Here is a 25,800-nt window from a genome sequence, read left to right as displayed (position 1 = left end):
GCTCGGTCTCAGGCCTTGGCCACGTTCCAGAAGAAAGGCAGCGGGCCGCTGGTCACGCCGGTGACGTTCTTCCGCCAGGCCTGGTAGCCGAGATAGAAGCCGGTCGGCGCATAGACGACGTTCTCGACGGCCGCCTTGTTGAGGCGGTCCATCGCCGCCTTCTCCGCGGCCATGTCCTTGGCGTTGAACCAGTTGGTGACTTCGGTCTCGACCGCCGGCACGTCCGGCCAGCCGAACCAGGCCTTGTCGCCATTGGCCCGGATCGCCGTGTAGGAGGACGGGTTGAGGCAGTCGGCGCCGGCATGCCAGGTATGGAACATGCTCCAGCCGCCCTGGCTCGGCGGGGTCTTCTGGGCGCGGCGCGCACCAACCGTGCCCCAGTCGGTGGCGACGAAATCGACCTTCAGGCCAATGCTCTTCAAGAGCTCGGCGGTGACGTCGCCCATCGCCTTGGTCGCCGACATGTCCTGTGCCACGACGCAGATCACCGGCTCGCCATTATAGCCGGACTCGGCGATCAGCTTCTTGGCGGCCGCGACGTTCTTCATCTTCAGCATGTCGCCGCCGACCTCGGTATAGAGCGGCGTGCCGGGCGTGAAGAAGCCGGGCAGCGGCCTCCAGAGCTTGTCGTCGTCGCCGACGATCGCGCGCATGAAGTCTTCCTGGTTCATCGCCGTCAGCACCGCCTGGCGCACCTTCAGATTGTTGAAGGGCGGATGCAGGTGGTTCATGCGGAAGGCGCCGATATTGCCGAGCGGATCGCCGATATCGACGTTGATATCCTTGTGGCCCTTGAGCACTGGCACGAGGTCGGAGAGAGGCGTCTCCCACCAGTCGACCTCGCCGCTCTGCAGCGCGGCGGCGGCGGTCGCGGCGTCCGGGATGATCACCCATTCGACGCGGTCGACCAGGATGTTCTTGCCGCCGGCGAGCCAATCGGCCTTCTCGGAGCGCGGCACATAGTCGGCGAACTTCTCGAAGACGGCCTTGGCGCCCGGCACCCATTCATTGCGGGCGAACTTCATCGGGCCAGAGCCGACATATTCGGTGATCTGCGTGAACGGGTCGGTCTTGGCGATGCGCTCGGGCATGATGAAGGAGCACGGCGCGTTGTTCTTGGCGAGCGCCAGCAGCATCTTCGGGAAGGGCTGCTTGAGCTTCCATGTCCAGGTGCGGTCGTCGACCGCGGCCAGCTCGTTCTCGATCGCCTTGATCATCAGGCCCATCGGGTCGCGGGCCTGCCAGCGCTTCAGGCTCTGCACCACGTCCTTGGCCAGCACCGGCGTGCCGTCATGGAATTTGAGGCCGGAGCGCAGCTTGAAGGTCCAGGTCAGGCCGTCGGAGGAGACCTCCTCGCCCTCGACCATCTGGCGCTGCGGCTGGAACTTCGAATCGATGCCGTAGAGCGTGTCCCAGACCAGCGCGGCAGCGTTGCGGACGACGTATTGCGTCCCCCAGATCGGGTCGAAATTGGCGAGGTTGGCCTGCGGCACGAAGCGCAGCGTCTTGGCCGCCGCGCCTTGGGACAGCGCCGGCATGGCAAGACCGCCTGTCGCTGCCAGAACGCCGGTTCCGGCGGCAGTCTTCAGAAAATTCCTGCGGTCCATCGCAATGCTCTCCCCTGGAACGGCGACCTCTGATCGGGCAACCTTGCCTAGAGTGTGGGCAGAAAAATCCGCCCTGACAACACGCTTGACGAGCCGCGACCGACAAGAAATCGCTCTGCAGGGTTCGTGCCAGACGGAACCGGTTTGCGGTTCACGACATCGTTTGCAAACAAATGACGCGTCGCCCCACCGGAGCGACGCAGAAAATTGCGCCGATCTGCTTAAATCGATTTGATCGGCGCATCGACCCGAGCGAAAGGACGCGCTGTTTCGAAAGCCGCTGCCGCTTGCATGACAAGCGCATCATTGCCGAAAGCCCCGACGATCTGCAGGCTCGCCGGCAATCCGGCCGAGGTCAGTCCGCACGGCACGGCGGCGGCCGGCTGCTGGGTGATGTTGAAGGGGTAGGTCAGCGGCGTCCAGCGCGTCCAGTCCTCGCCATAGCCGCCATGCTCGGGCGTGTTCCTGCCGACCGCGAAGGCCGGCAGCGGCAGCGTCGGCGTCAGCAGCAAGTCGAAGCGCTCATGGAACTGCGCCATCTGATAGGCGAGCGCATTGCGCTGATATAGCAGCGCATCGACATAAGCAGCGCTGTCGACCCGCTCGCCCATCTCGGCGACGGCGACGAGGCCAGGATCCATCCGGGCGCGCCCGGCCGCATCGGTGCTGCGCAAGGCCAGGGCCGCGCCCGCCGACCAGAGCGTCATCAGCGTCGCGATCGGGTCGTCGATGCCGGGGTCGACCTCCTCGACGGTCGCGCCGAGGTCGCGGAAGGTCAGCGCCGCCGCATGCGTCAGGGCCGCAATCTCAGGATCGACCAGGGCATCGCCGCCGAGGCGCGGCGACCAGGCGATGCGCAGGCCGCGCACGCCACGATCGAGCCCAGCCGTGAAATCGGGCGGGGCATCCTTGAAGGCGGTCATGTCGCGCGCATCGGGACGGCCGATCGCGTTCATGGCAAGGGCCGAATCGCGCACGGTACGAGTCAGCGGGCCGAGATGGGCCAAGAAGCCCATCACCGAGGCGGGCCAGGCCGGCACGCGGCCATAGGTCGGCTTCAGGCCAAAGACACCGCAGAAGGCGGCCGGAATGCGCACCGAGCCGGCGCCGTCCGTGCCCAGATGAATGCAGCCGAGATTGAGCGCCGCGGCGACGGCCGCCCCCGAGGAGGAGCCGCCCGGGCCGGTCGAGACGTCCCAGGGGTTGCGGGTGATGCCGGAGAAGGGCGAATCGCCGACGCCCTTCCAGCCATATTCCGGCATGGACGTCTTGCCGAGGAAAACGCAGCCGGCTTCGCGCAGCCGCGCCGTCGCCGGCGCGTCCTCCTGGAACGGCGCATCGGAAGCGAGCGCCGAGCCGCGCCGCATCGGCCAGCCGGCGACGCCGAGATTGTCCTTGATCGTCACCGGCACGCCGTCGAGCGGGCCGAGTTCCTCGCCCTTCAACCAGCGTGCCTCTGCGGCCTGCGCCATGGCGAGCGTCACGGGCTCGTCACGGACGACGAAGGCGTTCACCTCCGGCTCGAAACGGTCGATCCGGGCGAGCGCGTCCCTGGCGACCTCAACCGGCGAGAGTTCGCGCGCGGCATAGAGATCGCCGAGCTCGGCGGCGGAAAGGGAGGCGATGCTGGTCATTGATCTACCCCGTCAGGCGTTGGCTGCGCGCCAGGCGGCGCTGAGCAGGACATTGGCGCCGGCGACCATGTCGTCGTCGCTGCTGAGCTCGGCCGGGTTGTGCGAGAGGCCGCCGATCGAGGGGATGAACACCATCGCCGTCGGGCAGAGCCGCGACATCATCTGCGCATCATGGCCGGCGCCCGAGATCATCCGGCGGATCGGCAGCCCGAACTCCGCGGCGCTCGCCTCGACGCTGGCGATCAATTCCTCGGCGAAAGGTGTCGCCGGGAAGCGGGCGAGATCGCGGAAGCTGATGGCGATGTCGTCGCGCGCCGACAATTCGGCGCAGAACCTGCGCACGGCAGCCTCGGCCTCGGCCAGGGGCGCATCGAGCGGATTGCGCAGATCGAGCGTCATCACCACGGTCTCCGGCACGACATTGACGTTGCCGGGCCAGGTGCGGATCACGCCTGAATTGGCGAGCTGGCCGGGGATCGTCTTGGTCAGTTCGTTGGCGAAGATGTTGATGCGCGCGGCGGCGAGGCCGGGATCCTTGCGATAGCGCATCGGCGTGGTGCCGGCATGGCTCGGCCGGCCCGTCAGCGTCAGCTCGAGCCAGCAGATGCCCTGGATGCCGGTGACAGCGCCGAGGCCCCCGCCCTCGCTCTCCAGGATCGGGCCCTGCTCGATATGCAGCTCGAGATAGGCATGCGCCGGCAGGAAGCCGGGCTGCTCCGGCCCGTGATAGCCGATGCGGTTCAGCTCGGTGCCGAGCACGGCGCCGTCAGCGTCCTTCTCGGCATGGGCGGCAGCGACGCTCATCCCGCCGGCCCAGACATAGGAGCCGAGCATGTCGGGATGGAAGCGGGCGCCCTCTTCATTGGTGAAGGCGATGACCGCCATATCGCGCTTCGGCGTCACGCCGGCATCCCGGAGCGCCGCCAGCACTTCGACGCCACCGATCACGCCGAGCGCGCCGTCGAAGCGCCCGCCGGTGCCGACCGTGTCGATATGCGAACCCATGATCACCGCTGGCCCGTCCTCCTGGCCCTTGAGGATGCCGATGATGTTGCCGATCGCATCGACGCGGACATCGAGGCCGAGCGCCTTCAGTTCGCCGACCAGCCAGTCGCGCCCCTGCTTGTCTTCATCCGTCAGCGCCAGGCGCCGGCAGCCGCCTTCCGGCGTCGCTCCGATCTTCGACAGCGCCGCCAGCCGCGAGAGCAGGCGCTCCCCATCGATCCGCAGATTGGTGCTCATCGCGTCGGCTCTCCATAGGCGCCCTGTCCAGGCGCCCAGCAGGCCGGAACGGGCGCCCGCGCGCAAGAGGCAGAATCGCCGAGACGGCGCGGACCGGCAGCGCGCCACGCGCAGGGCGCGGTTCAGTCCGGCGCGCCGAGGACTTTGAAGGAGCACTCTGCCCAGATAAAAGGCAGTCATCATGTCGCAGATCGCCCTGCCCTATCGCTCGGGGAGCCCCTGGCTCGCCGAGGTCAAAGCCATGCTGGCGCTGAGCTGGCCGATGGTGCTGACCAATGTCGCGCAGACGGCGATGACGGCGACCGACGTGATCATGATGGGCCATCTCGGCCCCGACTCGCTCGCGGCGGGCGCGCTCGCCTCGAATCTCTACATGGCGGTGCTGATCTTCGGCATCGGCGTGATGGCGGCGGTCGCGCCGATGGTCTCGATCGAGCTTGGCCGCAACCGGCATTCGGTGCGCGACGTGCGCCGCACCGTGCGCCAGGGCTTCTGGGTGGCGGTGACGCTCGCCTTGCCGATGTGGCTCTTCCTCTGGCAGGGCGAGACGATCCTCAAGGCGATGGGCCAGGATCCGGCCCTGTCGGAAGCAGCCGCCTCCTATCTCCACACCCTGCAATGGGGGCTGCTGCCCTTTTATTGCTATCTCGTGCTGCGCGGCTTCCTGGCGGCGCTGCAGCGGCCGTTCTGGGCGTTCGTCATCGTGCTCTGCGCCGTCGTCTTCAACGCTTTCGCCAATTGGGTGCTGATGTTCGGCAGGCTCGGCGTCCCGGCGTTCGGCCTGCCCGGCTCTGGGCTGGCGACCGCGATGGCCTCGACGCTGATGTTCGCCGGCCTCGCGGCCGTGGTCTCGCTCGACCGGCGCTTCCGGCGCTATCATCTGTTCGGCCGGTTCTGGCGCGCCGACTGGAGCCGCTATCGCGCCTTCTGGCGGATGGGCCTGCCGATCGGCACGACCGTCGCCTTCGAGGTGGTGATCTTCAACGGCGCCGCCCTGATGATGGGGCTGATCGGACCGACCTCGCTGGCCGCCCATGCGATCGCGATCCAGATCGCCTCGCTGACCTTCATGGTGCCGATGGGCATCGGCCAGGCCGGCACGGTCAGGGTCGGGCACGCCTTCGGCGCCGGCGACCGCGACGGCATCTCCCGCGCCGGCACGACGGCGATCGCGCTGACGCTCGGCTTCATGTGCCTGACGGCGCTGATGATGTTCCTGGTGCCGCATTGGCTGGTCGCGCCCTTCCTCGACACCAGCAAGCCGAAGGCGGCCGAGGTCGCGCAGATGGCCGTGCTGTTCCTGTACTATGCCGCGATCTTCCAGATCGCCGACGGGGCTCAGGTCGTGGGCGCCTCGGTGCTGCGCGGCTTGCGCGACACGCGCGTGCCGATGATCTTCGCCGGCATCGGCTACTGGGGCATCGGCCTGCCGCTTTCGGCGGCGCTCGGCTTCTGGACCCCGCTCGCCGGCGCCGGCATCTGGATCGGCCTCGCGGTCGGCCTCACCATCGTGGGCGTGCCGATGCTGGCCCGCTGGTTCGCCCGCGAAAGGCTCGGCCTGACCAAAGGGGCCGCCCACCAGCCAGCCTCGTAGCGGCATCGCCGCGGCGGCAGTGTTTCGTTAACTCCAGGTTGCATTTTCGCACATCCTGTCGGAGAATTCCTGCCACGTTCCCTCGCGATGCCACGCTGAAAAGGGGGAGGTCGTGACGCCGCAGGACATCGCGCTGATCCGCTCGAATTTCGCGCAACTGCATCGGCGCAAGATCGAGACAGCATGCCTGTTCTATGAGCGGCTCTTCACCACGATGCCGGGCACGCGCGCCCTGTTCAAGACGGATATCGAGGCGCAGGCGGCGAAGCTGATCGAGACGCTGACGGTCGCGCTCGCCATGTTGAACGACCCGACGGGGCTCAATGCCCTGCTCGCGCGGCTCGGCGAGCGCCATAGCGGCTACGGCGTCCGGCAGGCCCATTACGAGGCGGTCCGCAGCGCCCTGCTCTGGACGCTGGAGACCTCGTTGGGGGAAGCCTTCACGGCTCAGGCGCGAGCTGCCTGGAGCGAGCTCTACGACCAGATGGCGGCGACCATGCTCGCCGCCGCTACGCCGAGCCAGCGCTCGGCCTGAGCCCCTCAGAACTCCTCCCACCCCGTGTCATTGGCGCGTCCGTTTGCCGCCTTGCGGGGCTGGGCCGGGGCGCGCTGGGGCTGGGCGGCCTTGCTCTGGGCGAAGGCGGCCTCGGCAAGCTGGCGCAGCCGCTCCGGCTCGGGCGCCTGGCCACTGCCGTGATCGGCCGGGCCGGCGGCATGCGGTGCGGCGCCGGCAGGACGAGCCGCAGCACGCATGGCAGGGCGGGCAGCCGGGCGCGCGCCGTCGAAGGCCGGCGCGGCCGCCATCGCGGTATTCGCCCCGCTGCCGGTGCGGAAGCTCGCCACCAGCGTGTTGAGCTCACCGATCCGGCCGCTGAGCGCTCCCGCCGAGGCAGCGCTCTGCTCGGCCAGCGCGGCGTTCGCCTGCGTCATCTCGTCGAGATGGGCGACCGCCTGGCTCATCTCGTCGATGCCATGCGCCTGCTCGGCCGAGGCGGCCGAAATCTCCTGGATCGTGCCGGTGACCTTCTGCGAGGCGGCGAGGATCTTCTCGAGCGACTCGCCGGCGCGGCGCACCAGCCGGACGCCCTGCTCGACCTCGGTGTTGGAGGACGAGATCAACCCGGAGATGTCCTTGGCGGCCTCGCCCGAGCGCTGGGCAAGGGTGCGCACCTCGCTGGCGACCACGGCGAAGCCCTTGCCGGCATCGCCGGCGCGGGCCGCTTCCACCGCGGCATTGAGCGCCAGCAGGTTGGTCTGGAAGGCGATGCCGTCGATCACCGAGACGATCTCGGAGATCTTCCTGGAGGCGTCCTCGATCCGGGCCATGGCCGCGACCGCCTCGCCGGCGATGGCGCCGCCATCCTGCGCCGCCTGCATCGCCTCCTCGGCGACCACTGCCGCCTGGCGCGCGCCTTGCGCCGAGGCCTTCACCGACGCTGCCAGCTCCTCGGTCGTCGCCGCGGTCTCCTCGAGCGAGGAAGCCTGCTCTTCCGTCCGCTTCGACAGATCGTCGGCGCCCATGTTGATCTCGCGGGCGGCGATGCCGACATCGGAGGCCGTCACCTGGATGGTCGAGACGGTGGCGGAGAGGCGCGCGATCGTCTCGTTGACGGCGTCCTTGAGCTCGGCGAAGCGGCCGCGATAGGCGGTCGGCACCTGGCGAGTGAGATCGCCCGCCGCCAGCGCCTGCAGCACCTCGACGAACTCGGTGGTGGCGCCGTCAACGACGGCGTTGATCTCGTTGATGCCGCCGACCAGCTTCTGCATCTGCTCGTCGGCCTGCTCGATCTGAAGGCGCGCCGAGAAATCCCCCGCTGCGGCCGCAGCAACAACCTCGCCGACATCCGACACCACCACGGACATCGCGTCGGCGGAGCGAATCCGGTCCGCCGCGGCAGCCCGCTCCTGCTCCTGCAACTGCGCGACCTGCTCGGTGCTCTGGCGCAGGACCGCCACGGCCCGCGCCATGTCGCCGATCTCGTCATGCCGCGTGGTGTGCGGCACCGCGATCGCGGTCTCGCCCGCGGTGAGGCGGCTCATGCTCGCACTGAGATCGAGCAGCGGACGCGTGATCGAACGCTGCGCGAACAACAGCGCCGCCGCGAGCGAGGCCAGCAACGCTGCGAACAGCATTGCCGGGAGAATCCACTGCACCTGGCGCGTGAAGGCGGCCGCCTCGTCGGAGAGGCGGTTGCCGACCTCCTCGTTGCGCTTGCCGAAGGCAACGAGCTGATCGTTCAGCGCCTTGCGGTTGGCGCGGTTCTCGTCGTTGTTGCCTTGCTGGTTGGCCGCCGCGGTCGAAACCTCGCGGCCGAGGCGAATCAGCTCGCCGCGGAAGGTGATGAACTCCTCGACCGACTTCTGCAGCTTGAGCGCGGTCTCGCGTTCCTGCGCCGGCACCAGCGCGACCAGATCGGCGGCGAGCTTGCGCATCACCGGGAAGCGCGCCTCCTTCGGCTTGGCGAAGGCCTCGGCCTCCTTGGCATCCTTCGACATGTAGATGCCGCGGGAATCCATCACCACGGCGAAGACCTGCGTGTTGAGCCGCTCGGTGAGCAATGCGATCTCGCCCTGAACGTCGGAACGCGCGTTGAGATCATTGGACCGCGACAAGGCGTAGAGACTCAAGGCCGCCGTGAGCACTGCGCCGGCGACGATGATCGCGAGCATGGCCAGCACCTTGGTACGGATCGACTTCATTGCGTAACTTCCACTTGTCTTGTCTCGCAACCTTGGCGAGCATCATTTCATTGCAACAAGATTCAGTATCGAACCCGGCTAACCAAGAGTCATGGTAGGTAAACCCCTAAGAGCAGCTTAAGGCGCGCAGCGTCACCACCATTCGCCCCAGTGACGGGGAGGACGTGTACTACCGCCGCCAGGCGAGCCTTACGTCATGCAGCTGCGACATATCGGACTGTGACATTCAAGCCACGCTGTGCGTCGGCCATAATTTCGCCACATGCTTTTCACCCCGGCGCCACGCGAGACCGTGAAGTGAAAAGGACCAGCCGGCGAGAATTCATTGGAACTTGTCGGCAATTCGCCTGTTTCCGCTGCCAGCCGCCGCCCAATCCAAGAGCCGAGTCATGTCCACCCCCCTGCCCGACGCCTCCACCGCCTGCTCCCGCCGCCGCTTCCTGACGATGGTCTCGGCCTTCGTCCCCGTCGGCCTCGCCGGCTGCGTCAGCGGCCCGCAGCAGCCCTTCGAAGCCCGGACGCCGGTTCACCAGAACGCCGCCTTCCTGTCGATGTATGACGAGCGGCCCGACGAGCGGCATCCGCTGCCGGCGACCGACATCGACGAGGTCGATACGCGCTTCCTGCGCCAGGAAGTCGACTACCGGACCCCGGAGCGGCCCGGCACGATCGTGGTCGATACCTCGGCCCGCTATCTCTACCTCGTCCGCGAGAATGGCCGCGCAATCCGCTACGGCATCGGCGTCGGCAAGCAGGGCATGTCCTGGCGCGGTCGCGCCACCGTCGCCCGCAAGGCCGAGTGGCCGCGCTGGACCCCGACCGCCGCGATGATCGCCCGCGAGCCGGAGCGCAACGCCCGCTGGGCCGGTGGCATGGCCGGCGGCATCGAGAACCCGCTCGGCGCGCGCGCGCTCTATCTCTATCAGGGCAGCCAGGACACGCTGTACCGCATTCACGGCACCAGCGAGCCCTGGTCGATCGGCAAGGCCGTGTCGTCGGGCTGCATCCGCCTGTTCAATCAGGACATCATCGACCTCCACAGCCGCGTCCCGACCGGCACCCCCGTGGTCGTGCTGAACCGCAACCCGATCGGGGAGCCGCAGATCGACGAGACCGACGCGCCTCTGCCGCCGGACGACATCTGAAGCTTGCCGCCGGACCAGCCGGCTCGTTTTCGGAAAGGGCGGCTCGCAGCCGCCCTTTTTCATGTCGCCGCGGCGCCGTCATGGTCCCTTCGCCAGATCGGGCTACTCCGCCAGCCCCGGGCGGCTGCGATTTGCCTCGACGCGGTTTTGCGCTACGCCCTGCCGGTCGGCAGCCCGCCGACGAGACGATGAGACCGCCAGATGCGCGTGACGATGATCGGTTCAGGCTATGTCGGCCTGGTCTCCGGAGCCTGCTTCGCCGATTTCGGCCATGAGGTGACCTGCGTCGACACCGACGCCGGCAAGATCGCCGCCCTGAAGCGCGGCGAGATCCCTATCTACGAGCCCGGCCTCGACGACCTCGTCGCCAACAACGTCCGCGCCGGGCGGCTCTCCTTCACCACCGAGCTCGCCGGCCCGGTTGCTGCGGCCGATGCCGTCTTCATCGCGGTCGGCACGCCCTCGCGCCGTGGCGACGGCCATGCCGACCTGTCCTATGTCCACCAGGCGGCGCGAGACGTCGTCGCGGCGATCGACGGCTTCACTGTCGTCGTCACCAAGTCGACCGTGCCGGTCGGCACCGGCGACGAGGTCGAGCGGATCATGCGCGAGACCAAGCCGGACGCCGACTTCGCCGTGGTCTCCAATCCGGAATTCCTGCGCGAGGGCGCCGCGATCGCCGACTTCAAGCGCCCGGACCGGATCGTGATCGGCACCGAGGACGAGCGCGCCCGCAAGGTGATGGAAGACCTCTACCGGCCGCTCTATCTCAACGCGGCGCCGCTGCTGTTCACGGCGCGGCGGACCTCCGAGCTGATCAAATATGCCGGCAACGCCTTCCTCGCGACCAAGATCACCTTCATCAACGAGATGGCGGATTTGTGCGAGCGGGTCGGCGCCAATGTCCAGGAGGTGGCGCGCGGCATCGGCCTCGACAACCGCATCGGCGGCAAGTTCCTGCATGCTGGCCCTGGCTATGGCGGCTCCTGCTTCCCGAAGGACACGCTCGCGCTGATCAAGACGGCGCAGGACATGGAAAGTCCGCTGCGCCTGGTCGAGACCGTCGTCGCGGTCAACGACCAGCGCAAGCGTGCGATGGCGCGCAAGGTCATCGCCGCCTGCGGCGGCTCGGTCCGGGGCAAGCGCATCGCCATCCTCGGCCTCGCCTTCAAGCCGAACACCGACGACATGCGCGAGGCGCCCTCGCTCTCGATCGTCACCGCGCTGCTCGATGCCGGCGCCGAGATCGTCGCCTATGACCCCGAGGCGATGGCGAGCGCCAAAACGCTGATGCCAGAGATCGCCTATGCACCCGACGCCTATTCCTGCCTCGACGGGGCGGATGCGCTGGTGATCGTCACGGAATGGGATGCCTTCCGAGCGCTCGATCTCGACCGGGTCAAGGCGGCGCTGCGGCATCCCGTCGTGATCGACCTGCGCAACATCTACCGCTCCAGCGAGATGCGCGAGCGCGGCTTCACCTATGTCAATGTCGGCAACGCCTGAAGTGCCCCGCCTGCCGACGCGACAGAAAGGCGCCAGGTCGTCGCCTTGATAGCGTCATAAGCCGTCACCACCTTTCGGGACGACAGGGCGACCGCCCTGTCCAACATGAGAGGAGATGACGATGACGCCGCAAGAACGCGACGTGATCGCCGGGATTTTCGATCGCCTGCGCCAGGCGGAAAACCAGCCGCGCGACCCCGAGGCTGAGCGCTACATCGCCGACCGGCTGCGCGAGCAGCCCTATGCCGTCTATGCGATGGCGCAGTCGGTCTATGTGCAGGAACAGGCCCTCACCAGCCTGCAGGGCCAGATCGACCAGTTGCAGGCCGAGGTCGAGCGCCTGCGCAGCCAGCCGCCCGCTCCGGCCCCTGCCCCGGCGCAGCAGTCCGGTGGCTTCCTGTCGGGCATTTTCGGCGGCGGCAACCAGCCGGCTCGCCCGGGCTCGGTGCCGTCCTTCCCGCAGCGCGCCGCGCCGCAGCCGGCCTCGCCGCCCTGGGGCGGCCAGGCCGCTGCGCCTCAGCAGGGCATGGGTGCGGCCCCTGCCCCCGGCCCCTGGCAGAACCAGGCGGCCCAGCAGCCTCCGGCCCGCGGCGGCGGCTTCATGGCGAGCGCGCTGACGACGGCGGCCGGCGTGGCCGGCGGCATGGTCGCCGGCAACATGCTGATGAACGCGCTCGGCGGCAACAAGAGTGCGGCGAGCGCGAGCGAGGCCAAGCCGGCCGAGGCCAGCACGGCCGAGAACAAGGACGCCTCGCAGAACAACGAGGCCTCGAAGGATACGCAGACGGCTGCCGACCAGCAGCCGGCGGCGGAGCCGCAGCAGGCCTATCAGGAGCCGAGCTACCAGGACGCCAATTACGATGATGGCAGCTACGATGACGGCTCTGGCGGCGGCGACGACGACTGGGCCTGAGCGCCGCTCAGCTCCTTGAAACGACGAGGCCCGCCTGGCGACAGGCGGGCCTCTTGTTTTAGAGAACGGCGGCGGTCGAGATACCGGTGGCGGCCAGTAGCCGAGCTTTCACGCTAGGGTCTCGGCGACGAAGACCTTCTGGACGATCCGCCAGCGGCCGCCGAGATAGAAGCACGACAGCAGGTCGGTCGCCTCGCGGGCCGGGATTCGCACGCGCAGCTTGAGCAGCGCCATGTCACGGGTGATGGCAATGGAGAGGATCTGGTCGGCGCGCACCGCGCCGGCGTCCCGCGGCGAGGTCAGGCTCCGGACCAGATCGAGCCAGGCGGCGACTGGCGTGACCACCACACTGTCGCCATCGCCGCGCCGCGTCACCGAGGCAGCCGGATCGAAGATGGTGGCTAAAGCGTCGGCGTCCATCGCGTAGACCGCGTCGAAATAGGTTTTCGCCAGGGCGACCAATCCATCTATGTTTGTCGTCGAGGGTGTGTCTTGCGACGTCATTATGATTTCCTTCAAATTTAGTACTCAACAGAGTATAGCCTTGAGAAACCACGGTATTTAACCCGCACGCGCTAATCAGTCTTTTAAGCTGAACTAAGCAATCGAGACTCCCATGAACATGTCCCTTTTGTCTGCCGGAGACTTCAACCAGCTCCGCGCCTTCGTAGCGGTCGCCGGTTCACTGAACTTCAGCCGGGCGGCCGAGAACGTCGGTGTGTCGTCCTCGGCGCTGAGCCAGATGGTCCGCGCGCTCGAGGAACGGGTCGGGCTCAGCCTGTTCAACCGCACCACCCGCAGCGTCTCGCTTACCGAGGCGGGGGCCAAGCTGTATGAACGGGTGCGGCCCGCCGTCGAGGAGCTGGCGGAGGCGCTGGGCGAGACCCGCGAGCGCCGCGCCAATCCCGCCGGAACCGTGCGGATACACTGCTTCCCGGGGGCAGCGGACCTCTATTTGACCCCGATCCTGCGGGCGTTCAGCGATGCCTATCCGCAGATCGCGCTCGACATCACCTTCGACGATGCCGTCGTGAACATCGTGGCGGAAGGCTATGACGTCGCCATCCGGCTCGGGGAGGTGATCGACAAGGACCTCATCGCAGTAAAGCTCGGCCCGGAGCTGCGCCAGACCGCGGTGGCCTCGCCCGACTATCTCGCGCGGCACGGGACCCCGGCCCATCCGCGCGACCTTCTCGCCCATCGCTGCATCGGTTGGCGCTGGCTGGGGCAGAAGACGCCGTACAAATGGGAGTTCATGGAAAACGGCAAATGGTTCGAGGTCGCCGTCGATGGTCCCTTGATCTCCAACAGGAAGGACTTCGGGGTACAGGCGGCAGTCGACGGCGTCGGCATCGCCTTCGTCAGCCAGCAACTGATCGCGCTGCACATAGCCGAAGGCCGCCTCGTCCCACTGCTCGAGGCCTGGTCTGCGCCCTTCCCCGGCTACTATCTCTGCTATCCGGCCCAGCGGCAAATGGCGCCGTCGCTCCGCGCCGTGATCGACGCCATCCGCGGCGGCCTGCGCGCGACGAGCGCGGCCGGAGCGGCGGTCGGCACGGCCATGGCGGCGATGCCGACGGCGCAGGCGGCAGATACGGTTGTGCCCTAGCGAGCACTGCCCAGTCCCTTGAAACGACGAGGCCCGCCTGGCGACAGGCGGGCCTTTTTCGTCGGGCAGCGTGCGATCCGTCTCAGATCACGAAGACCTTGGCGCCGACGCGGACGCGCTCGTAGAGGTCGATCACGTCCTCGTTGTTCATGCGGATGCAGCCGGAGGAGACCGCCTGGCCGATCGTGTTCGGCTCGTTGGTGCCGTGGATGCGGTAGAGCGAGGAGCCGAGATACATGGCGCGGGCGCCAAGCGGGTTCTCCGGCCCGCCCGCCATGAAGCGCGGCAGATCGGGCCGGCGCTTCAGCATCTCGGCCGGCGGCGTCCAGCTCGGCCATTCCGCCTTGCGGGTGACCGCCTTCATGCCGGCCCATTCAAAACCGGGCCGGCCGACGCCGATGCCATAGCGCAGAGCGCGGCCGCCGGGCTGGACCAGGAAGAGGAAGCGGCGCGGCGTATCGATCACGATGGTGCCGGGCTTGTGCGGGCCGTCATAGGCCACTTCCTGCTTCTGGAAGCGCGGATCGAGGGTGCGCGCGATCGGCCGTTCGGCCGGGATCGGCTCGCCGAGCGCGGCGGAGCGGCGCTCGCGGCGCGGCTCCATCGGATCGCCCTGGATCGGCACCGGGGCCTCATAGTCGGAGAGCCGGCGCATGGCCGGCTGCTGGCCGTAGGCGCCGCGCTGCGGCCGGTTGTAGACCGCCCCGCCCCGGCCGTAATCGGTCGGGTCCTGGCCGGTCATCATCATCTCGATGAAGCCGCCGCCATATTGGCCGCGGCCGGCCGAATGCGTGACCATCGGATCGGCCGGGCGCCAATAGGTCTCGGCATTGGCCTCAGCCGACAGCAGCACGCCGCCGAGCACGGCAAGAGGAACAAGATAGAGCGAACGCATGACGCAACTCTCTTTACGCAACAGGCAGGAAGCGTGAGGCGATGCGTTGAAATGAATGGTGAATCGTTGACTCTATCGGCCCCGGAACCGGCCTGATCGCTCGAATTCCCGGAGTTAACCTTAGCGATCCCCGAGCAAACGCGGTAAACGCAAGGTTCACGCCCCTCGTTAGCGTCGGCTCTTGCGCATGGCGAGCCAGAGCCGCAGCAGCGTCCGGCAGCGGGCCACATCGAAGGCGAGCATCAGCCCGCCATAGACGGCAAGGCCAAGCGCGCCCTGCAGCAGCAGTTCGAGCAGCGGATTGAAGCGGCCGGAGAGTGGCCAGACCACCACCGCCATCGCGACGACCGCCGCGACGATGATGCCGATCTCCCGCCAGTTCGGGGAGACCGGGAGCGAGCGCAAGCCGACCCAGCCGGTGATGGCGAGAACCATGAGGAAGCTGAGAGTCTGGCCGAGCGCATAGCGTTCCGGGCCGAGCGCGCCGGCGGCGAAGACCAGAGCGAGGTTGACAAGGAGGCCTGCAAGGGCCGCCAGCGTCACCACACCGGTGCGCTTGCCGAGCAGAAAGACCGGGTAGATCCCGGCGGCGAAGATCGCGAGCGCGACGAGCCCCGGTAGCAATAGCCGCAGATAGCCCGCGAAATGGCCGTGGAACTTCGCCGGTACCAGCAAGGCCTCGAAGGCCGGCAGCACCAGGAAGAGGCCCGCGGCCACCGGCAGCGACACCATCAGCACGATCACCAGATTGGCGGCGATGCGCTTCTGCGCCGCGCGCTCACCCTTGGTCTCGTCGAGCCGCAGCACCTCGCGCAGCATGACGATCTCCAGCGTCGAGGCGAGCATGCCGAACAGGCGCAGGCCCATATCGGCGGCAAGCGAGAAATAGCCGGCCTCGGCGAAGCCGTTGCTGTCGGCGAGCAGCGAGCGGTTGAGCAGCGGGATCAGCGAATAGATCGCGTTGGCGCCGACGATCGGCAGCGCATAGCGCGCGAAGTCGAGCGCGAGGTCCCGCCGCGCCGCCGACCAGGAGAGCGGCCCGTCCGCCAGCGCGCGCCGCACCGCCAGCAAGGCCGCCATGGCGCTGAGGACGCCACCGAACATCACGATTGTCGCATCGCGCGTCCACCAGGCGCCGCCGACCATTAGCAGCAGGGCGAGCACATTCTTGATGATGATCAGGCGGGCATAGGCCGCATCGAGGAAGCGGGCCCGGGCGATGGCGCCGTGATAGTCGAACAGGCCAGCGCAGATGCCGCCCAGCACCGAGCCGGCGACGAGCATGACCGGCAGGCCGAAATCGACGCCGGCGACGACCGCCGCGACCAGGAGGCCGCACAAAGCGAGCGTGATCCCGGCGCTCAGCACATCGAGGGTCGCCCTGATCTGCGGCTGTTCCTCCCGGCTCTTCTGCGAGTAGAAACGGACTGCCGAGAGCCTGATCCAGTCGAGCAGCGCGGTGTTGAGCAGCACGAGCATCGCCGCGCCGATGGCGTAGCGGCCGAATTCAGCGGGCCCGAGGAAATAGGCGATGAGCAGCCCGAGGACGAAGTTCAGCCCGGCATTGATCACGAAGGGCAGGAGTACGGTCATGACGCCATCGCGAAGGGGCAAGCCGACTCAGCACCGGCCGCGCATGGCTGCGCTGATTCCGCCTAACCGCCAAACCGCGCCTGTCCAAGCGGAAACTGGTGGCGTGCCGCCCTGCAGCATCAAGACAGGCTGAGCCGATGCCGGGCGATCCGATGTTCTATCTCGTCGGCTGGACCACCACCCTGCTGATGGGCATCGGCAAGGGCGCCTTCGGCGGCGGGCTCGCCATCCTCGGCGTGCCGCTACTGGCGCTGGTCGTCGATCCCCTGCAGGGCGCGATCATGGTGGCGGTGCTGATCGCCGCGATGGACCTCTTCGCCATCGGCAGCTTCGGCGCCTCGACCTGGTCGAAGCCGGACCTCGCCTGGCTGATCCCCGGCCTGATCGCCGGCATCGCGATCGGCTATGCCGTGTTCCTGATCGTCGATGCGCGCATCGTCACGCTGATCATCGGCGTCATCACCCTCGCCTTCACCGCGCACTGGTTCCTGCGCGGCCGGACCGCGCCCGCCGGCCAGCTTCCGGTCTCGCCGTCCTTGGCCTTGCTGGCCGGCACGGCCTCGGGCTTCACCACCTTCGTCGCCCACGCGGGCGGGCCGCCGGTCGCGATGTACCTCTTGGCGCGCGGTCTCTCCAAGACCGCCTTCGTCGGCACGACCATCGCCTTCTTCATGCTCGGCAACCTCTTGAAGCTGCCGCCCTATCTCGCGCTCGGCCTGAAGCAGCCACAGGTGCTCTGGGCTGCGCTCGCACTGCTGCCGGCCGCGCCGATCGGCGTCTGGATCGGGCGCTGGCTGCATGAGCGGCTCGACCAGAAGCGGCTGTTCTTCGCCTGCTATCTGCTGCTTGCCGCGGCCGCGCTGAAGCTGACATCCGACGCGGCCCTCGCATTGCTGCGGTAACGGCATGGCAGGAGCGCGAGCCGCCCATCTTTGCAGCAGGCCGGATTGGCCCTAAGCGATCGATCATGACCGCCCTGCCCGCCCTTCGCGACGCCACCGACGCCGATTCGGAGCCGCTCGCCACCCTGATCGCCGCGACCTTCGCCGAATATCCGAACTGCTTCTTCGACTGGTCGGAATTCCCGGAGCTGCGCCACCCCGCCAGCCACTATGCGCAAAAAGGCGGCAGGCTCTGGGTCGCGGATGGGCCGGACGGACGGATCGCCGGCTCGATCGCCGTCGTGCCGGTGCCGGACCAGAATGCCGTCGAGCTGTTCAAGGTCTATGCCGATCCGAGCCAGCGCGGCAGCGGGCTGGCGCAGGCGCTGTTCGCCCGCACGCTCGCTTTCGCTGAGGCCGGCGGCTATGGCGAGATGATGCTGTGGTCGGACAGCAAGTTCGCCCGCGGCCACCGCTTCTACGAGAAGCTCGGCTTCGTGCGCTGGCCGGGCGAGCGCTATCTCGCCGACGTCTCCTCGACCTGGGAATACCATTTCCGCAAGCCGCTCGTCCCGGCACAACCATGAACCTCAACACTGCGCTGCGGGCGGTTCTCGGCATTGCCCTGCTCACCGCGATGGACGCGGTGATCAAGGCGCAGATGCAGCAACACCCGTTCCTGCTGGCGCTGTTCATGCGCTTCGCAGCGGGCGCCGTCTGCGCGATCATCGTCGTCGCTGTCCTGCGGCCGAAGCGACCGACGCGGACGAGCCTGATCGGCAACAGCGCCCGCATCCCGCTGGTCATCGTCACCGCCGGAAGCTTCTTCTATTCGATCTCGGTGCTGCCGCTGGCGGAGGCGCTGACGCTCTCCTTCCTGGCCCCGGTCTTCGTCGCCCTGCTCGGGGCGCTGATCCTGAAGGAACGGCTCGACGGGCGCATCCTGCAGGCGCTTGGCTTCGGCCTCGCCGGCATGCTGGTGATGGTCTGGCCGCGCCTGCAGGGCGGTGTCACCGGCGCCGAGCTCGGCGTCGCCGCAGCGCTGGTCTCGGCGATCTCCTATGCCTTCAACCTGATCCTGCTGCGCACGATCGCGGTGAAGGAGCATCCGGCGATCATCGTGCTGTTCCAGAATGCCGGGCCGGCGCTCTGCCTGGCCTGGCCGGCCTATTATGTCTTCCAGCCGATGAGCACGGGCGACCTGCTCACCTATCTCTGCGGCGGCGCGCTCGGCGTTGCCGGGCATCTGTCGCTGACCTCGGCCTTCGCCCGCGCGCCCGCCTCGCGGCTGGCGCCGATCGAGTACACGGCGCTGGTGTGGGCGAGCCTGCTCGGCTGGTTCGTCTTCGGCGAAATGCCGCTCTGGACCACCTATGCCGGCGCTGCCCTGATCGTCGCCGGCGCCTTCGCTGTCAGCCGACGCTGATCTTCGCCGCAAATTCGCCGACTTGGTCGGCTTCTGCACGGGGCAATGCGAGGGGAGAGACCGCCCGTCATGCTTGCCTTCCGCTCCGACCGCGATTGACCCCTGCATGCAGCGCGCCGGCACCGTTGCTCGCGTCCTGCGCGAACCCGGCCTTCCCGCCGCGCTCTGCTTCCATCTTCTGTTCGGCCTCCTGCTCGCCATCCGGACACTCAGCAGCTTCACGCCGCCGGCCGAGACGAGTATCGAGGTCGAGCTGATCGCTCCGGAAGCGCTGACGCCGACGCCGCCCGCGCCTGTCCAGGCGCCCGCTCCTCCGCCGGCAGCCGAGATCGCGTCACCTCTACAACCGCCCCCCGCCACCGCACAGCCGGAGAAGCCCGCCACCCCGCCCGTTCCACCGCCGGCCGAACCGCCAGCGATGATCACCGCCCGGACACTGCATTCCGACAGCGTACTGGCCAATCCGCGCAGCCGTGGAGCGCGTGAGGCGCTGAAGACGCTCGAGGCGAGCGAGCGCATCGAGCAGCTCTGCAATCTCGAGGCGATGAGCCAGATCCATGCCTGGAAGGCGGAGTTCGAGCCGGACCGCGTCGTCGCCTTCGCCATGGCCAGCACCAAGCTGACGAAGACCGCTCTCGAAGCGGAAGGCGCCGCCTTCCGCAGCCGCAAGCAATGGTATGGCCTGCGCTTCCGCTGCGAGATGGCGGCGAACGGCAAGGTCGCCGGCTTCCAGTTCCGCGTCGGCGAGGCGATCCCGCGCAGCGAATGGGCGGCGCACGACCTGCCGCCCGAACATTGACGCTGCCGCAACGGCCTCAGGCCGGCTTGCTGCAATAGGCCTCCAGCCGATAGCCGTCGGGATCGACGATGAAGGCGGCGTAGTAGTCGGGGCCATAGGAGTCGCGCAGGCCCGGCTTGCCGTTGTCGCTGCCACCTGCTGCGAGCGCAGCCTCATGGAAGGAATCTACGCTCTGGCGTGTCGGTGCGACGAAACAGAAATGCAGGTTGGAATCGCGGTCCGGCGGCACCGGCGCCGAGACTGCGCCGATCCACAGGCCGACGCTCCCTTTGCCGTAGCCGAGCGAGCTTTCATCGCTGCTCAGACAGTCATAGCCGAGCGCACCGAGCGCACCGTCGTAGAAGCGCTTGCTGCGGGCGATGTCGCGAACGCCGATGGAAATGTGGTCGAACATGATGGTCCTCCTTGTCATCAGGCTTTGATGCGCTTGGCACAGAAATCGGCCTGAACCTGCCAGCTCGCGCCATCGTCACGCGAGCGGTCGCCGATCCAGTGGAATGAATCCGGCGTGATCTCGGTGAAGCGCCAGCGGATCGCGGTGCCGTCATCGAGCTTGCCGTGCTGGACGATGTCCTTGCCTTCGGCCCGGCCAAGCTGGTGCGTGTAGTACTGCTTGAGCGGATCGCTCCAGAGGATGTGCCAGGCGCCCTGGCCGGGGTCGTAGATGCGTAGCGTCGTGCCGTGGAAGAAGCCCGGCAGCGACCAGACATCCTGTACGGCGCGGCCGCCGAGGACCCAGCCGAAATGGATCTCGCCTTTGGCCTCATGGCGCTGGCCGTCGTCGGTGTGCATCACCGCATCCATGGTCCAAGCGCCGACGAACTGTCCGTAGAGGGTCATCTTGTCGGCGTATTCAGGCGCCGGCCCGGCAGCGATGAGGACATCGGCCAGCCTTGATGGCGCTGCTGTCATGATCGGGCTCCGTCTGGATCAAGTTGCACCCAGCTAGACCCGGAGCTTCGGGCCGCGCTTGGGAAAAACTGCTAAACTCAGAACATGACCGCGACCGCCCATATCCTGGCGTCAGGCCCCGGCTGGCGAGTCACAGACATCGTCTGCACCGCGGGCCCGGACGATCGCGCCTTCGAGGAAGCGCACCCGCAGCACTGCATCGCCATCGTCCGCAGCGGCTCGTTCCGCTATCGCTCGAAACAGGGCAGCGCGGTGCTGGCGCCGGGCTCGCTGCTGCTCGGCAATCGCGGCGCCTGCTTCGAATGCGGCCATGAGCATGCAGCCGGCGACCGCTGCCTCGCCTTCCAGTTCGAGCCGGCCTGGCTCGAAGGCGTCGTAACGGCCGTGCCGGGCGCCCGCCAGATCAGTTTCGCACAGGCGCATCTACCTGCCCTCGCGCTGCTCGCGGGTGTTATCGCCGAAGCGGAGATCGCCGCGGACGAGCCCGAAAGGCTGGAGGAAACCGCACTGCGCCTCGCCGGCGCCGTAACGAGCGTGCTTTCGGGCGCAAAGCCGGGGAGCGCGACGCCAAGCACCCGTGACCAGCACCGGATCACACGGGCGCTACGCCATATCGAGACGCATTGCGAAGACGCTCTCTCGATCGATGAACTCGCCCGGCACGCGGCGATGAGCCCGTATCATTTCCTGCGCACCTTCCGGGCGCTGGTCGGGATGACACCACATCAATATGTGCTGCGCACCCGCCTGCACCGCGCGGCGCTGCTGCTACGTCGGACCGACCTGTCCGTCGCCGGCATCGCCTTCGATTGCGGTTTCGGCGACCTCTCGACCTTCAACCGGCGCTTCAAGCGTGTGATGGGATTGAATCCGAGCGAGTATCGAGCGCCTGAGCGGCCCCGTCAGCGCTTTGCCCAGCGGTGATAGGTCAGCGCGAGTGCGATGCAATGCGCCAGCGGCTCGGCCGGCGGCTCCGTCCCGACCGCGAAGATCAGCGCCCTGTTGCCGTCATAGCTGAACTGCCCGGAGTAATGGCGCCGATACGTCTCGACCAGGCTGGTCTGGCAGTGGACATAGAGCGCGTAATGCGTCGACGAGCCTTTCAGCGCGCCAGCCCGCACGGTCGTCCCGGTCCTCGGCCGCCTGGGCAGCCAGGCAGGCTCGCCCCATTTCAGCGTCTCCGTGAGCGGCCCAATTTCCGGACTTCCGGCGGCGACATCGAGGATCATCTGCCGCAGTCGCAGCAGGGAGAGCCGAAGTGGCCCCGGCAGCGCGCGAAACCTCGCTTCGACGGCCGCGTCGGAAAATGGCGCAAATGTCACGAGCCGCTCCTGCCCCCAGCAGGTGCGGCGCCCCGATCAGCGCCCCGCCCCCACCTTCGCGCCGAAGATCATGCAGGTCTCCGTCCCGTGCGCCAACAGCTTGCCTGCTGCGTCGATCAGCTTGCCCTCGCTGGTCGCGACCGAACCGCCGCGATGAATCAGCCTGCCCTCGCAATGCACCGGGCCGCTGGCGGGCATGACCGGGCGGACATAGTTCAGCTTCATCTCCAGCGTGGTGTAGCCCTCGCCGACCCGCAGCGTCGAATGCACGGCGCAGGCCATGGCGGAATCGAGGATCGTCGCGGTCCAGCCGCCATGGATCGTCCCGAGCGGATTGAAGAAGCGCGGCGAGGGCGTGCCGACGAAGACCACCCGGCCCTCCTCGACCTCGGCGATATCGAAATCCATGGCATCGGCGAAGGGCGGGCCGGGATGGCGTCCCTCGACGATCCCGCGCAGGAAGGATGCGCCGTCCTCCGCCAGCAGGACATCACGGCTGACGACACCGACCTCACGGGACATCACAGAGCTCCATCTCTATCGTGTAGATGCACGATAGAGATGGAATTGGATAGCGGTCAACCCGGCCGATGCAGGGTCAGCCGACTTCCCTCGCCGCCCGTCTGATCGTCCGGAGATTGTCGCGCGTCTGGCTCCAGCGCTCCTGGCCGAGCCCGCCCTCGATCCGGTCCTGTGCCGCGCGCCAATAGGGGATCGCCGCCTCGATCGCGGCGCGGCCCTTGTCGGTGACGGCATAGGTCAGCGCCCTGCCCTTGCAGTCGACCGGCTCGATCAGCTTCTCAGCGGCAAGCAGTTGCAGGTTGCGCGTCAGCGAGGTCCGCTCCAGCGCGAAGCGGTCGGCGAGCTCGGTGACCGAGCGCCAGGCACCGGTCGAGAGCGCCGAGAGAAGCACAAACTGGGTGATCTTCAGGCCGCTCGGCCGCATCGCCTCGTCATAGGCGCGGGTCACGGCCCGTGCGGTCATGCGCACATGCAGCACCACGCAGGAACGGGCGATATCGTCGAGCTGGAGATCGGGCACGGGCGTCGTCATCTCGCCACGATAACCGGTTTAACGTGCCGTCGCAGCAGCGCAGATCGGCGGCCGGTGGTCGCATTCACCTTTTGCGCAGCGGATTCCTTGACTCCTGCAGACCCCGCGCCTATCTCCGCGACGTCCGTTAGCACTCACTTGCTGAGACTGCTAACAGACCCCATTCACGGGCCGCCTGCGAGCCCGTCCAGAATAAGACCGAGAGGAAGACAGAACCATGAAGTTCCGTCCGCTGCATGACCGCGTTGTGGTCCGTCGCCTTGATGGCGAAGAGAAGACCAAGGGTGGCATCATCATCCCCGACACCGCCAAGGAAAAGCCCCAGGAGGGCGAGGTCGTCGCCGTTGGCGCCGGCGCCCGCGACGACGCCGGCAAGCTGGTTGCGCTCGATGTCAAGAAGGGCGATCGCGTCCTCTTCGGCAAGTGGAGCGGCACCGAGGTCAAGATCGACGGCCAGGATCTCCTGATCATGAAGGAATCCGACATCATGGGCATCGTCGGCTGAGCAGCCAGGCGCCCACCCGTCCGTAGAGTTCAATCAGGAGTAGTCTCATGGCTGCCAAAGAAGTTCGCTTTTCCACCGACGCCCGCGACAAGATGCTGCGCGGCGTGGACATCCTCGCCAATGCCGTGAAGGTCACGCTGGGTCCGAAGGGCCGCAACGTCGTGATCGAGAAGTCGTTCGGCGCCCCGCGCATCACCAAGGACGGCGTCACCGTCGCCAAGGAGATCGAGCTCGCCGACAAGTTCGAGAACATGGGCGCTCAGATGGTCCGCGAAGTCGCTTCGCGCCAGAACGACCATGCCGGCGACGGCACCACCACCGCCACCGTGCTCGCCCAGGCGATCGTCCGTGAAGGCGCCAAGTCGGTTGCGGCCGGCATGAACCCGATGGACCTGAAGCGCGGCATCGACCTCGCTGTCGAGGCCATCGTCGCCGACCTCAAGAAGAACTCCAAGAAGGTCACCTCGAACGCGGAAGTCGCTCAGGTCGGCACCATCTCGGCGAACGGCGACGAGTCGGTCGGCAAGATGATCTCGACCGCCATGCAGAAGGTCGGCAACGAGGGTGTCATCACCGTCGAGGAAGCCAAGACCGCCGACACCGAGCTCGACGTCGTCGAGGGCATGCAGTTCGACCGTGGCTATCTCTCGCCCTACTTCATCACCAACGCCGAGAAGATGGTCGCCGAGCTCGAGGACCCCTACATCCTCATCTTCGAGAAGAAGCTGTCGTCGCTCCAGGCGATGCTGCCGATCCTCGAGGCCGTCGTCCAGACCGGCAAGCCGCTCCTGATCATCGCCGAGGACGTCGAGGGCGAGGCTCTCGCCACGCTCGTCGTCAACAAGCTCCGTGGCGGCCTGAAGGTCGCGGCCGTCAAGGCTCCGGGCTTCGGTGACCGCCGCAAGGCCATGCTCGAGGACATCTCGATCCTGACCGCCGGCCAGATGATCTCGGAAGACCTCGGCATCAAGCTCGAGACCGTGACGCTCAACATGCTCGGCCGCGCCAAGAAGGTGCGCATCGAGAAGGAGAACACCACGATCATCGACGGCGCCGGCAAGAAGAAGGACATCGAGGGCCGCGTCGCGCAGATCAAGGCGCAGATCGAGGAGACCACCTCGGACTACGACCGCGAGAAGCTCCAGGAGCGTCTGGCCAAGCTCGCCGGCGGCGTCGCGGTCATCCGCGTCGGCGGCGCGACCGAGGTCGAGGTCAAGGAGAAGAAGGATCGCGTTGACGATGCCCTGAACGCCACCCGCGCTGCGGTGGAAGAAGGCATCCTGCCGGGCGGCGGCGTCGCCCTGCTGCGCGCCCTGAACTCGGTCAAGTCGATCAAGACCCAGAACGACGACCAGAAGACCGGCGTCGAGATCGTCCGCAAGGCGATCGCCGCCCCGGCCCGCCAGATCGTCGACAACGCCGGCGATGACGGCGCGGTCGTGATCGGCAAGCTGCTGGAGTCGAAGGACTACGCCTGGGGCTACAACGCCCAGAGCGGCGAGTACGGCGACCTGGTCAAGGCCGGCATCATCGACCCGACCAAGGTCGTGCGCACGGCGATCCAGGATGCGGCTTCGATCGCCGGCCTGCTGATCACCACCGAGGCGATGATCGCCGAGACGCCGAAGAAGGACGCCCCGATGCCCCCGATGGGCGGCGGCGGCATGGGCGGCATGGACTTCTGATAAAGAAGTCCGAGCTCTCCAGCTCGATCGATACGGAAGGCCCGGCGCAAGCTGGGCCTTTTCGTTTGCCGGCGCGCTTTGCACAGGCATCTGCGGCGACACGCTTGCGTCGACTTTGGTTGTAAGCCCTAGATCGCTGATGGTGCGGCATCCTGCCGCGCCCATGCTCTCGAGGGTCCTTTCATGAACAACCCTGCTTTGGGCGATGCCGCCAAGCTGGTCGGCCGCATCCTGCTCGCCCTGATGTTCGTGCTCGCCGGCTGGTCCAAGATTACCGGCTATGCCGGCACGCAAGGCTACATGGCCTCGGCCGGCGTGCCGGGGATCCTGCTGCCTGTTGTCATCATCGTCGAACTGCTCGGCGGCCTGATGATCGTCGTCGGCTACAAGACCCGGCTCGTCGCGCTGGTCCTGTGTGCCTTCACCATCGCTGCCTCGGTGCTGTTCCACATGAACTGGGCGCAACCGATGCAGCAGCTCCTGTTCATGAAGAATCTCTCGGTTGCCGGCGGCTTCCTCGTGCTGTTCGCGGCCGGCGCGGGTGCCTATTCGGTCGACCGGGAGTAAGGCCCATCACAAAACGCTGAAAAAGCGTGGCCCGGCCTTGAGCCGGGCCTTTTTTGTGCGCAGGGCTGATCTACAACGCTCTCTCCTACGCAGCGCGTCTCTCGCGCTGATTCCCCGACAAGGACGATGCCATGCGCCTGTTGAGTTTCGCCATCGCCGCGCTTGCCGCGATCGCGCTCGTGGTCGGCTTACAGGCAGGTAGTAGCAGCTC

The 25,800-nt window shown here is 67.4% G+C and carries 26 protein-coding genes; 14 read left to right on the top strand and 12 right to left on the bottom strand.

The window, feature by feature from the left end; translation table 11 throughout:
• Positions 1-8 precede the first annotated feature (8 nt).
• From VGV58_RS08530 to VGV58_RS08520, 3 genes are all read right to left on the bottom strand, one after another.
• The gene (locus tag VGV58_RS08530; protein ID WP_326873537.1) at positions 9-1,607 is read right to left on the bottom strand and encodes an ABC transporter substrate-binding protein; all 1,599 of its coding nucleotides are present in this window, start codon (positions 1,605-1,607) and stop codon (positions 9-11) included.
• 221 nt (positions 1,608-1,828) lie between these two features.
• Positions 1,829-3,241, bottom strand: a complete 1,413-nt coding sequence (locus VGV58_RS08525) for an amidase (protein ID WP_326873536.1) — start codon at positions 3,239-3,241, stop codon at positions 1,829-1,831.
• A gap of 12 nt (positions 3,242-3,253) precedes the next feature.
• A complete protein-coding gene (locus tag VGV58_RS08520) occupies positions 3,254-4,483 on the bottom strand; it encodes a M20 family metallo-hydrolase (RefSeq protein ID WP_326873535.1) in 1,230 nt (409 codons plus the stop codon).
• Between the two features lie 181 nt (positions 4,484-4,664).
• Here VGV58_RS08520 and VGV58_RS08515 point away from each other — a divergent pair, with 181 nt between their 5' ends.
• Both VGV58_RS08515 and VGV58_RS08510 read left to right on the top strand, forming a co-directional pair.
• Positions 4,665-6,077, top strand: a complete 1,413-nt coding sequence (locus tag VGV58_RS08515) for an MATE family efflux transporter (RefSeq protein ID WP_326873534.1) — start codon at positions 4,665-4,667, stop codon at positions 6,075-6,077.
• A gap of 112 nt (positions 6,078-6,189) precedes the next feature.
• Positions 6,190-6,612 (top strand): globin domain-containing protein, encoded by a 423-nt coding sequence (locus tag VGV58_RS08510; protein ID WP_326873533.1) that lies wholly within the window; start codon positions 6,190-6,192, stop codon positions 6,610-6,612.
• 5 nt (positions 6,613-6,617) lie between these two features.
• On the opposite strand, the gene VGV58_RS08505 is transcribed toward VGV58_RS08510, so the two are convergent.
• The gene (locus VGV58_RS08505; protein ID WP_326873532.1) at positions 6,618-8,777 is read right to left on the bottom strand and encodes a methyl-accepting chemotaxis protein; all 2,160 of its coding nucleotides are present in this window, start codon (positions 8,775-8,777) and stop codon (positions 6,618-6,620) included.
• A gap of 446 nt (positions 8,778-9,223) precedes the next feature.
• Here VGV58_RS08505 and VGV58_RS08500 point away from each other — a divergent pair, with 446 nt between their 5' ends.
• The 3 genes from VGV58_RS08500 (at position 9,224) to VGV58_RS08490 (ending at position 12,341) form a co-directional block, all read left to right on the top strand.
• Complete coding sequence (locus VGV58_RS08500) at positions 9,224-9,922, top strand: L,D-transpeptidase (RefSeq protein WP_326873596.1); 699 nt, start codon at positions 9,224-9,226, stop codon at positions 9,920-9,922.
• 201 nt (positions 9,923-10,123) lie between these two features.
• Positions 10,124-11,428: a UDP-glucose dehydrogenase family protein gene (locus VGV58_RS08495; RefSeq protein ID WP_326873531.1), complete on the top strand. Its 1,305-nt coding sequence runs from the start codon at positions 10,124-10,126 to the stop codon at positions 11,426-11,428.
• 121 nt (positions 11,429-11,549) lie between these two features.
• Positions 11,550-12,341, top strand: a complete 792-nt coding sequence (locus VGV58_RS08490; protein WP_326873530.1) for a DUF2076 domain-containing protein — start codon at positions 11,550-11,552, stop codon at positions 12,339-12,341.
• A gap of 108 nt (positions 12,342-12,449) precedes the next feature.
• Here the strand turns inward: VGV58_RS08490 and VGV58_RS08485 are convergent, their stop codons facing one another.
• The gene (locus tag VGV58_RS08485; protein ID WP_326873529.1) at positions 12,450-12,845 is read right to left on the bottom strand and encodes a nuclear transport factor 2 family protein; all 396 of its coding nucleotides are present in this window, start codon (positions 12,843-12,845) and stop codon (positions 12,450-12,452) included.
• Positions 12,846-12,957: 112 nt separating this feature from the next.
• On the opposite strand from VGV58_RS08485, the gene VGV58_RS08480 reads away from it, so the two are divergent.
• Positions 12,958-13,950, top strand: a complete 993-nt coding sequence (locus VGV58_RS08480; RefSeq protein ID WP_326873528.1) for a LysR family transcriptional regulator — start codon at positions 12,958-12,960, stop codon at positions 13,948-13,950.
• Between the two features lie 82 nt (positions 13,951-14,032).
• Here the strand turns inward: VGV58_RS08480 and VGV58_RS08475 are convergent, their stop codons facing one another.
• On the bottom strand, positions 14,033-14,845 hold the full coding sequence (locus VGV58_RS08475) for a L,D-transpeptidase (RefSeq protein WP_414643904.1): 813 nt from the start codon (positions 14,843-14,845) through the stop codon (positions 14,033-14,035).
• A gap of 168 nt (positions 14,846-15,013) precedes the next feature.
• Positions 15,014-16,438, bottom strand: coding sequence for a lipopolysaccharide biosynthesis protein (locus VGV58_RS08470; protein ID WP_326873527.1), 1,425 nt, complete (start codon positions 16,436-16,438; stop codon positions 15,014-15,016).
• A 137-nt stretch (positions 16,439-16,575) separates the two neighbouring features.
• Between VGV58_RS08470 and VGV58_RS08465 the strand changes: the two genes are divergently transcribed.
• From VGV58_RS08465 to VGV58_RS08450, 4 genes are all read left to right on the top strand, one after another.
• Positions 16,576-17,340, top strand: coding sequence for a sulfite exporter TauE/SafE family protein (locus VGV58_RS08465; protein WP_326873526.1), 765 nt, complete (start codon positions 16,576-16,578; stop codon positions 17,338-17,340).
• A gap of 65 nt (positions 17,341-17,405) precedes the next feature.
• Positions 17,406-17,906 (top strand): GNAT family N-acetyltransferase, encoded by a 501-nt coding sequence (locus tag VGV58_RS08460; RefSeq protein WP_326873525.1) that lies wholly within the window; start codon positions 17,406-17,408, stop codon positions 17,904-17,906.
• The gene (locus VGV58_RS08455; RefSeq protein WP_326873524.1) at positions 17,903-18,745 is read left to right on the top strand and encodes a DMT family transporter; all 843 of its coding nucleotides are present in this window, start codon (positions 17,903-17,905) and stop codon (positions 18,743-18,745) included. Before VGV58_RS08460 ends, VGV58_RS08455 begins: the two co-directional genes overlap by 4 nt.
• Before the next feature lie 106 nt (positions 18,746-18,851).
• Positions 18,852-19,544 (top strand): DUF930 domain-containing protein, encoded by a 693-nt coding sequence (locus VGV58_RS08450; RefSeq protein ID WP_326873523.1) that lies wholly within the window; start codon positions 18,852-18,854, stop codon positions 19,542-19,544.
• 16 nt (positions 19,545-19,560) lie between these two features.
• Here the strand turns inward: VGV58_RS08450 and VGV58_RS08445 are convergent, their stop codons facing one another.
• Positions 19,561-19,938: a VOC family protein gene (locus tag VGV58_RS08445; protein ID WP_326873522.1), complete on the bottom strand. Its 378-nt coding sequence runs from the start codon at positions 19,936-19,938 to the stop codon at positions 19,561-19,563.
• Positions 19,939-19,955: 17 nt separating this feature from the next.
• Complete coding sequence (locus VGV58_RS08440; RefSeq protein WP_326873521.1) at positions 19,956-20,456, bottom strand: hypothetical protein; 501 nt, start codon at positions 20,454-20,456, stop codon at positions 19,956-19,958.
• 84 nt (positions 20,457-20,540) lie between these two features.
• Here VGV58_RS08440 and VGV58_RS08435 point away from each other — a divergent pair, with 84 nt between their 5' ends.
• Entirely contained in the window at positions 20,541-21,380 is an 840-nt protein-coding gene (locus VGV58_RS08435; RefSeq protein ID WP_326873520.1) for an AraC family transcriptional regulator, read from the top strand.
• Here the strand turns inward: VGV58_RS08435 and VGV58_RS08430 are convergent.
• From VGV58_RS08430 to VGV58_RS08420, 3 genes are all read right to left on the bottom strand, one after another.
• The gene (locus VGV58_RS08430) at positions 21,359-21,778 is read right to left on the bottom strand and encodes a DUF1801 domain-containing protein (protein ID WP_326873519.1); all 420 of its coding nucleotides are present in this window, start codon (positions 21,776-21,778) and stop codon (positions 21,359-21,361) included. The two genes, VGV58_RS08435 and VGV58_RS08430, sit on opposite strands and share 22 nt — an antisense overlap.
• Positions 21,779-21,814: 36 nt before the next feature.
• The gene (locus VGV58_RS08425; protein ID WP_326873518.1) at positions 21,815-22,300 is read right to left on the bottom strand and encodes a PaaI family thioesterase; all 486 of its coding nucleotides are present in this window, start codon (positions 22,298-22,300) and stop codon (positions 21,815-21,817) included.
• 76 nt (positions 22,301-22,376) lie between these two features.
• Entirely contained in the window at positions 22,377-22,832 is a 456-nt protein-coding gene (locus tag VGV58_RS08420) for a MarR family winged helix-turn-helix transcriptional regulator (RefSeq protein WP_326873517.1), read from the bottom strand.
• Between the two features lie 217 nt (positions 22,833-23,049).
• Here VGV58_RS08420 and groES point away from each other — a divergent pair, with 217 nt between their 5' ends.
• The 3 genes from groES (at position 23,050) to VGV58_RS08405 (ending at position 25,589) form a co-directional block, all read left to right on the top strand.
• Entirely contained in the window at positions 23,050-23,337 is a 288-nt protein-coding gene (gene groES / locus VGV58_RS08415; RefSeq protein ID WP_137883337.1) for a co-chaperone GroES, read from the top strand.
• A 47-nt stretch (positions 23,338-23,384) separates the two neighbouring features.
• Positions 23,385-25,022, top strand: coding sequence for a chaperonin GroEL (groL, locus tag VGV58_RS08410; protein WP_326873516.1), 1,638 nt, complete (start codon positions 23,385-23,387; stop codon positions 25,020-25,022).
• Between the two features lie 183 nt (positions 25,023-25,205).
• On the top strand, positions 25,206-25,589 hold the full coding sequence (locus VGV58_RS08405) for a DoxX family protein (protein WP_326873515.1): 384 nt from the start codon (positions 25,206-25,208) through the stop codon (positions 25,587-25,589).
• The last annotated feature ends 211 nt before the right edge of the window (positions 25,590-25,800 follow it).

The sequence above is a fragment of the Allobosea sp. genome (assembly GCF_035944895.1).
In the GTDB taxonomy this organism is placed as follows: domain Bacteria; phylum Pseudomonadota; class Alphaproteobacteria; order Rhizobiales; family Beijerinckiaceae; genus Allobosea.
This window is presented reverse-complemented; position numbering and strand designations above follow the sequence as displayed.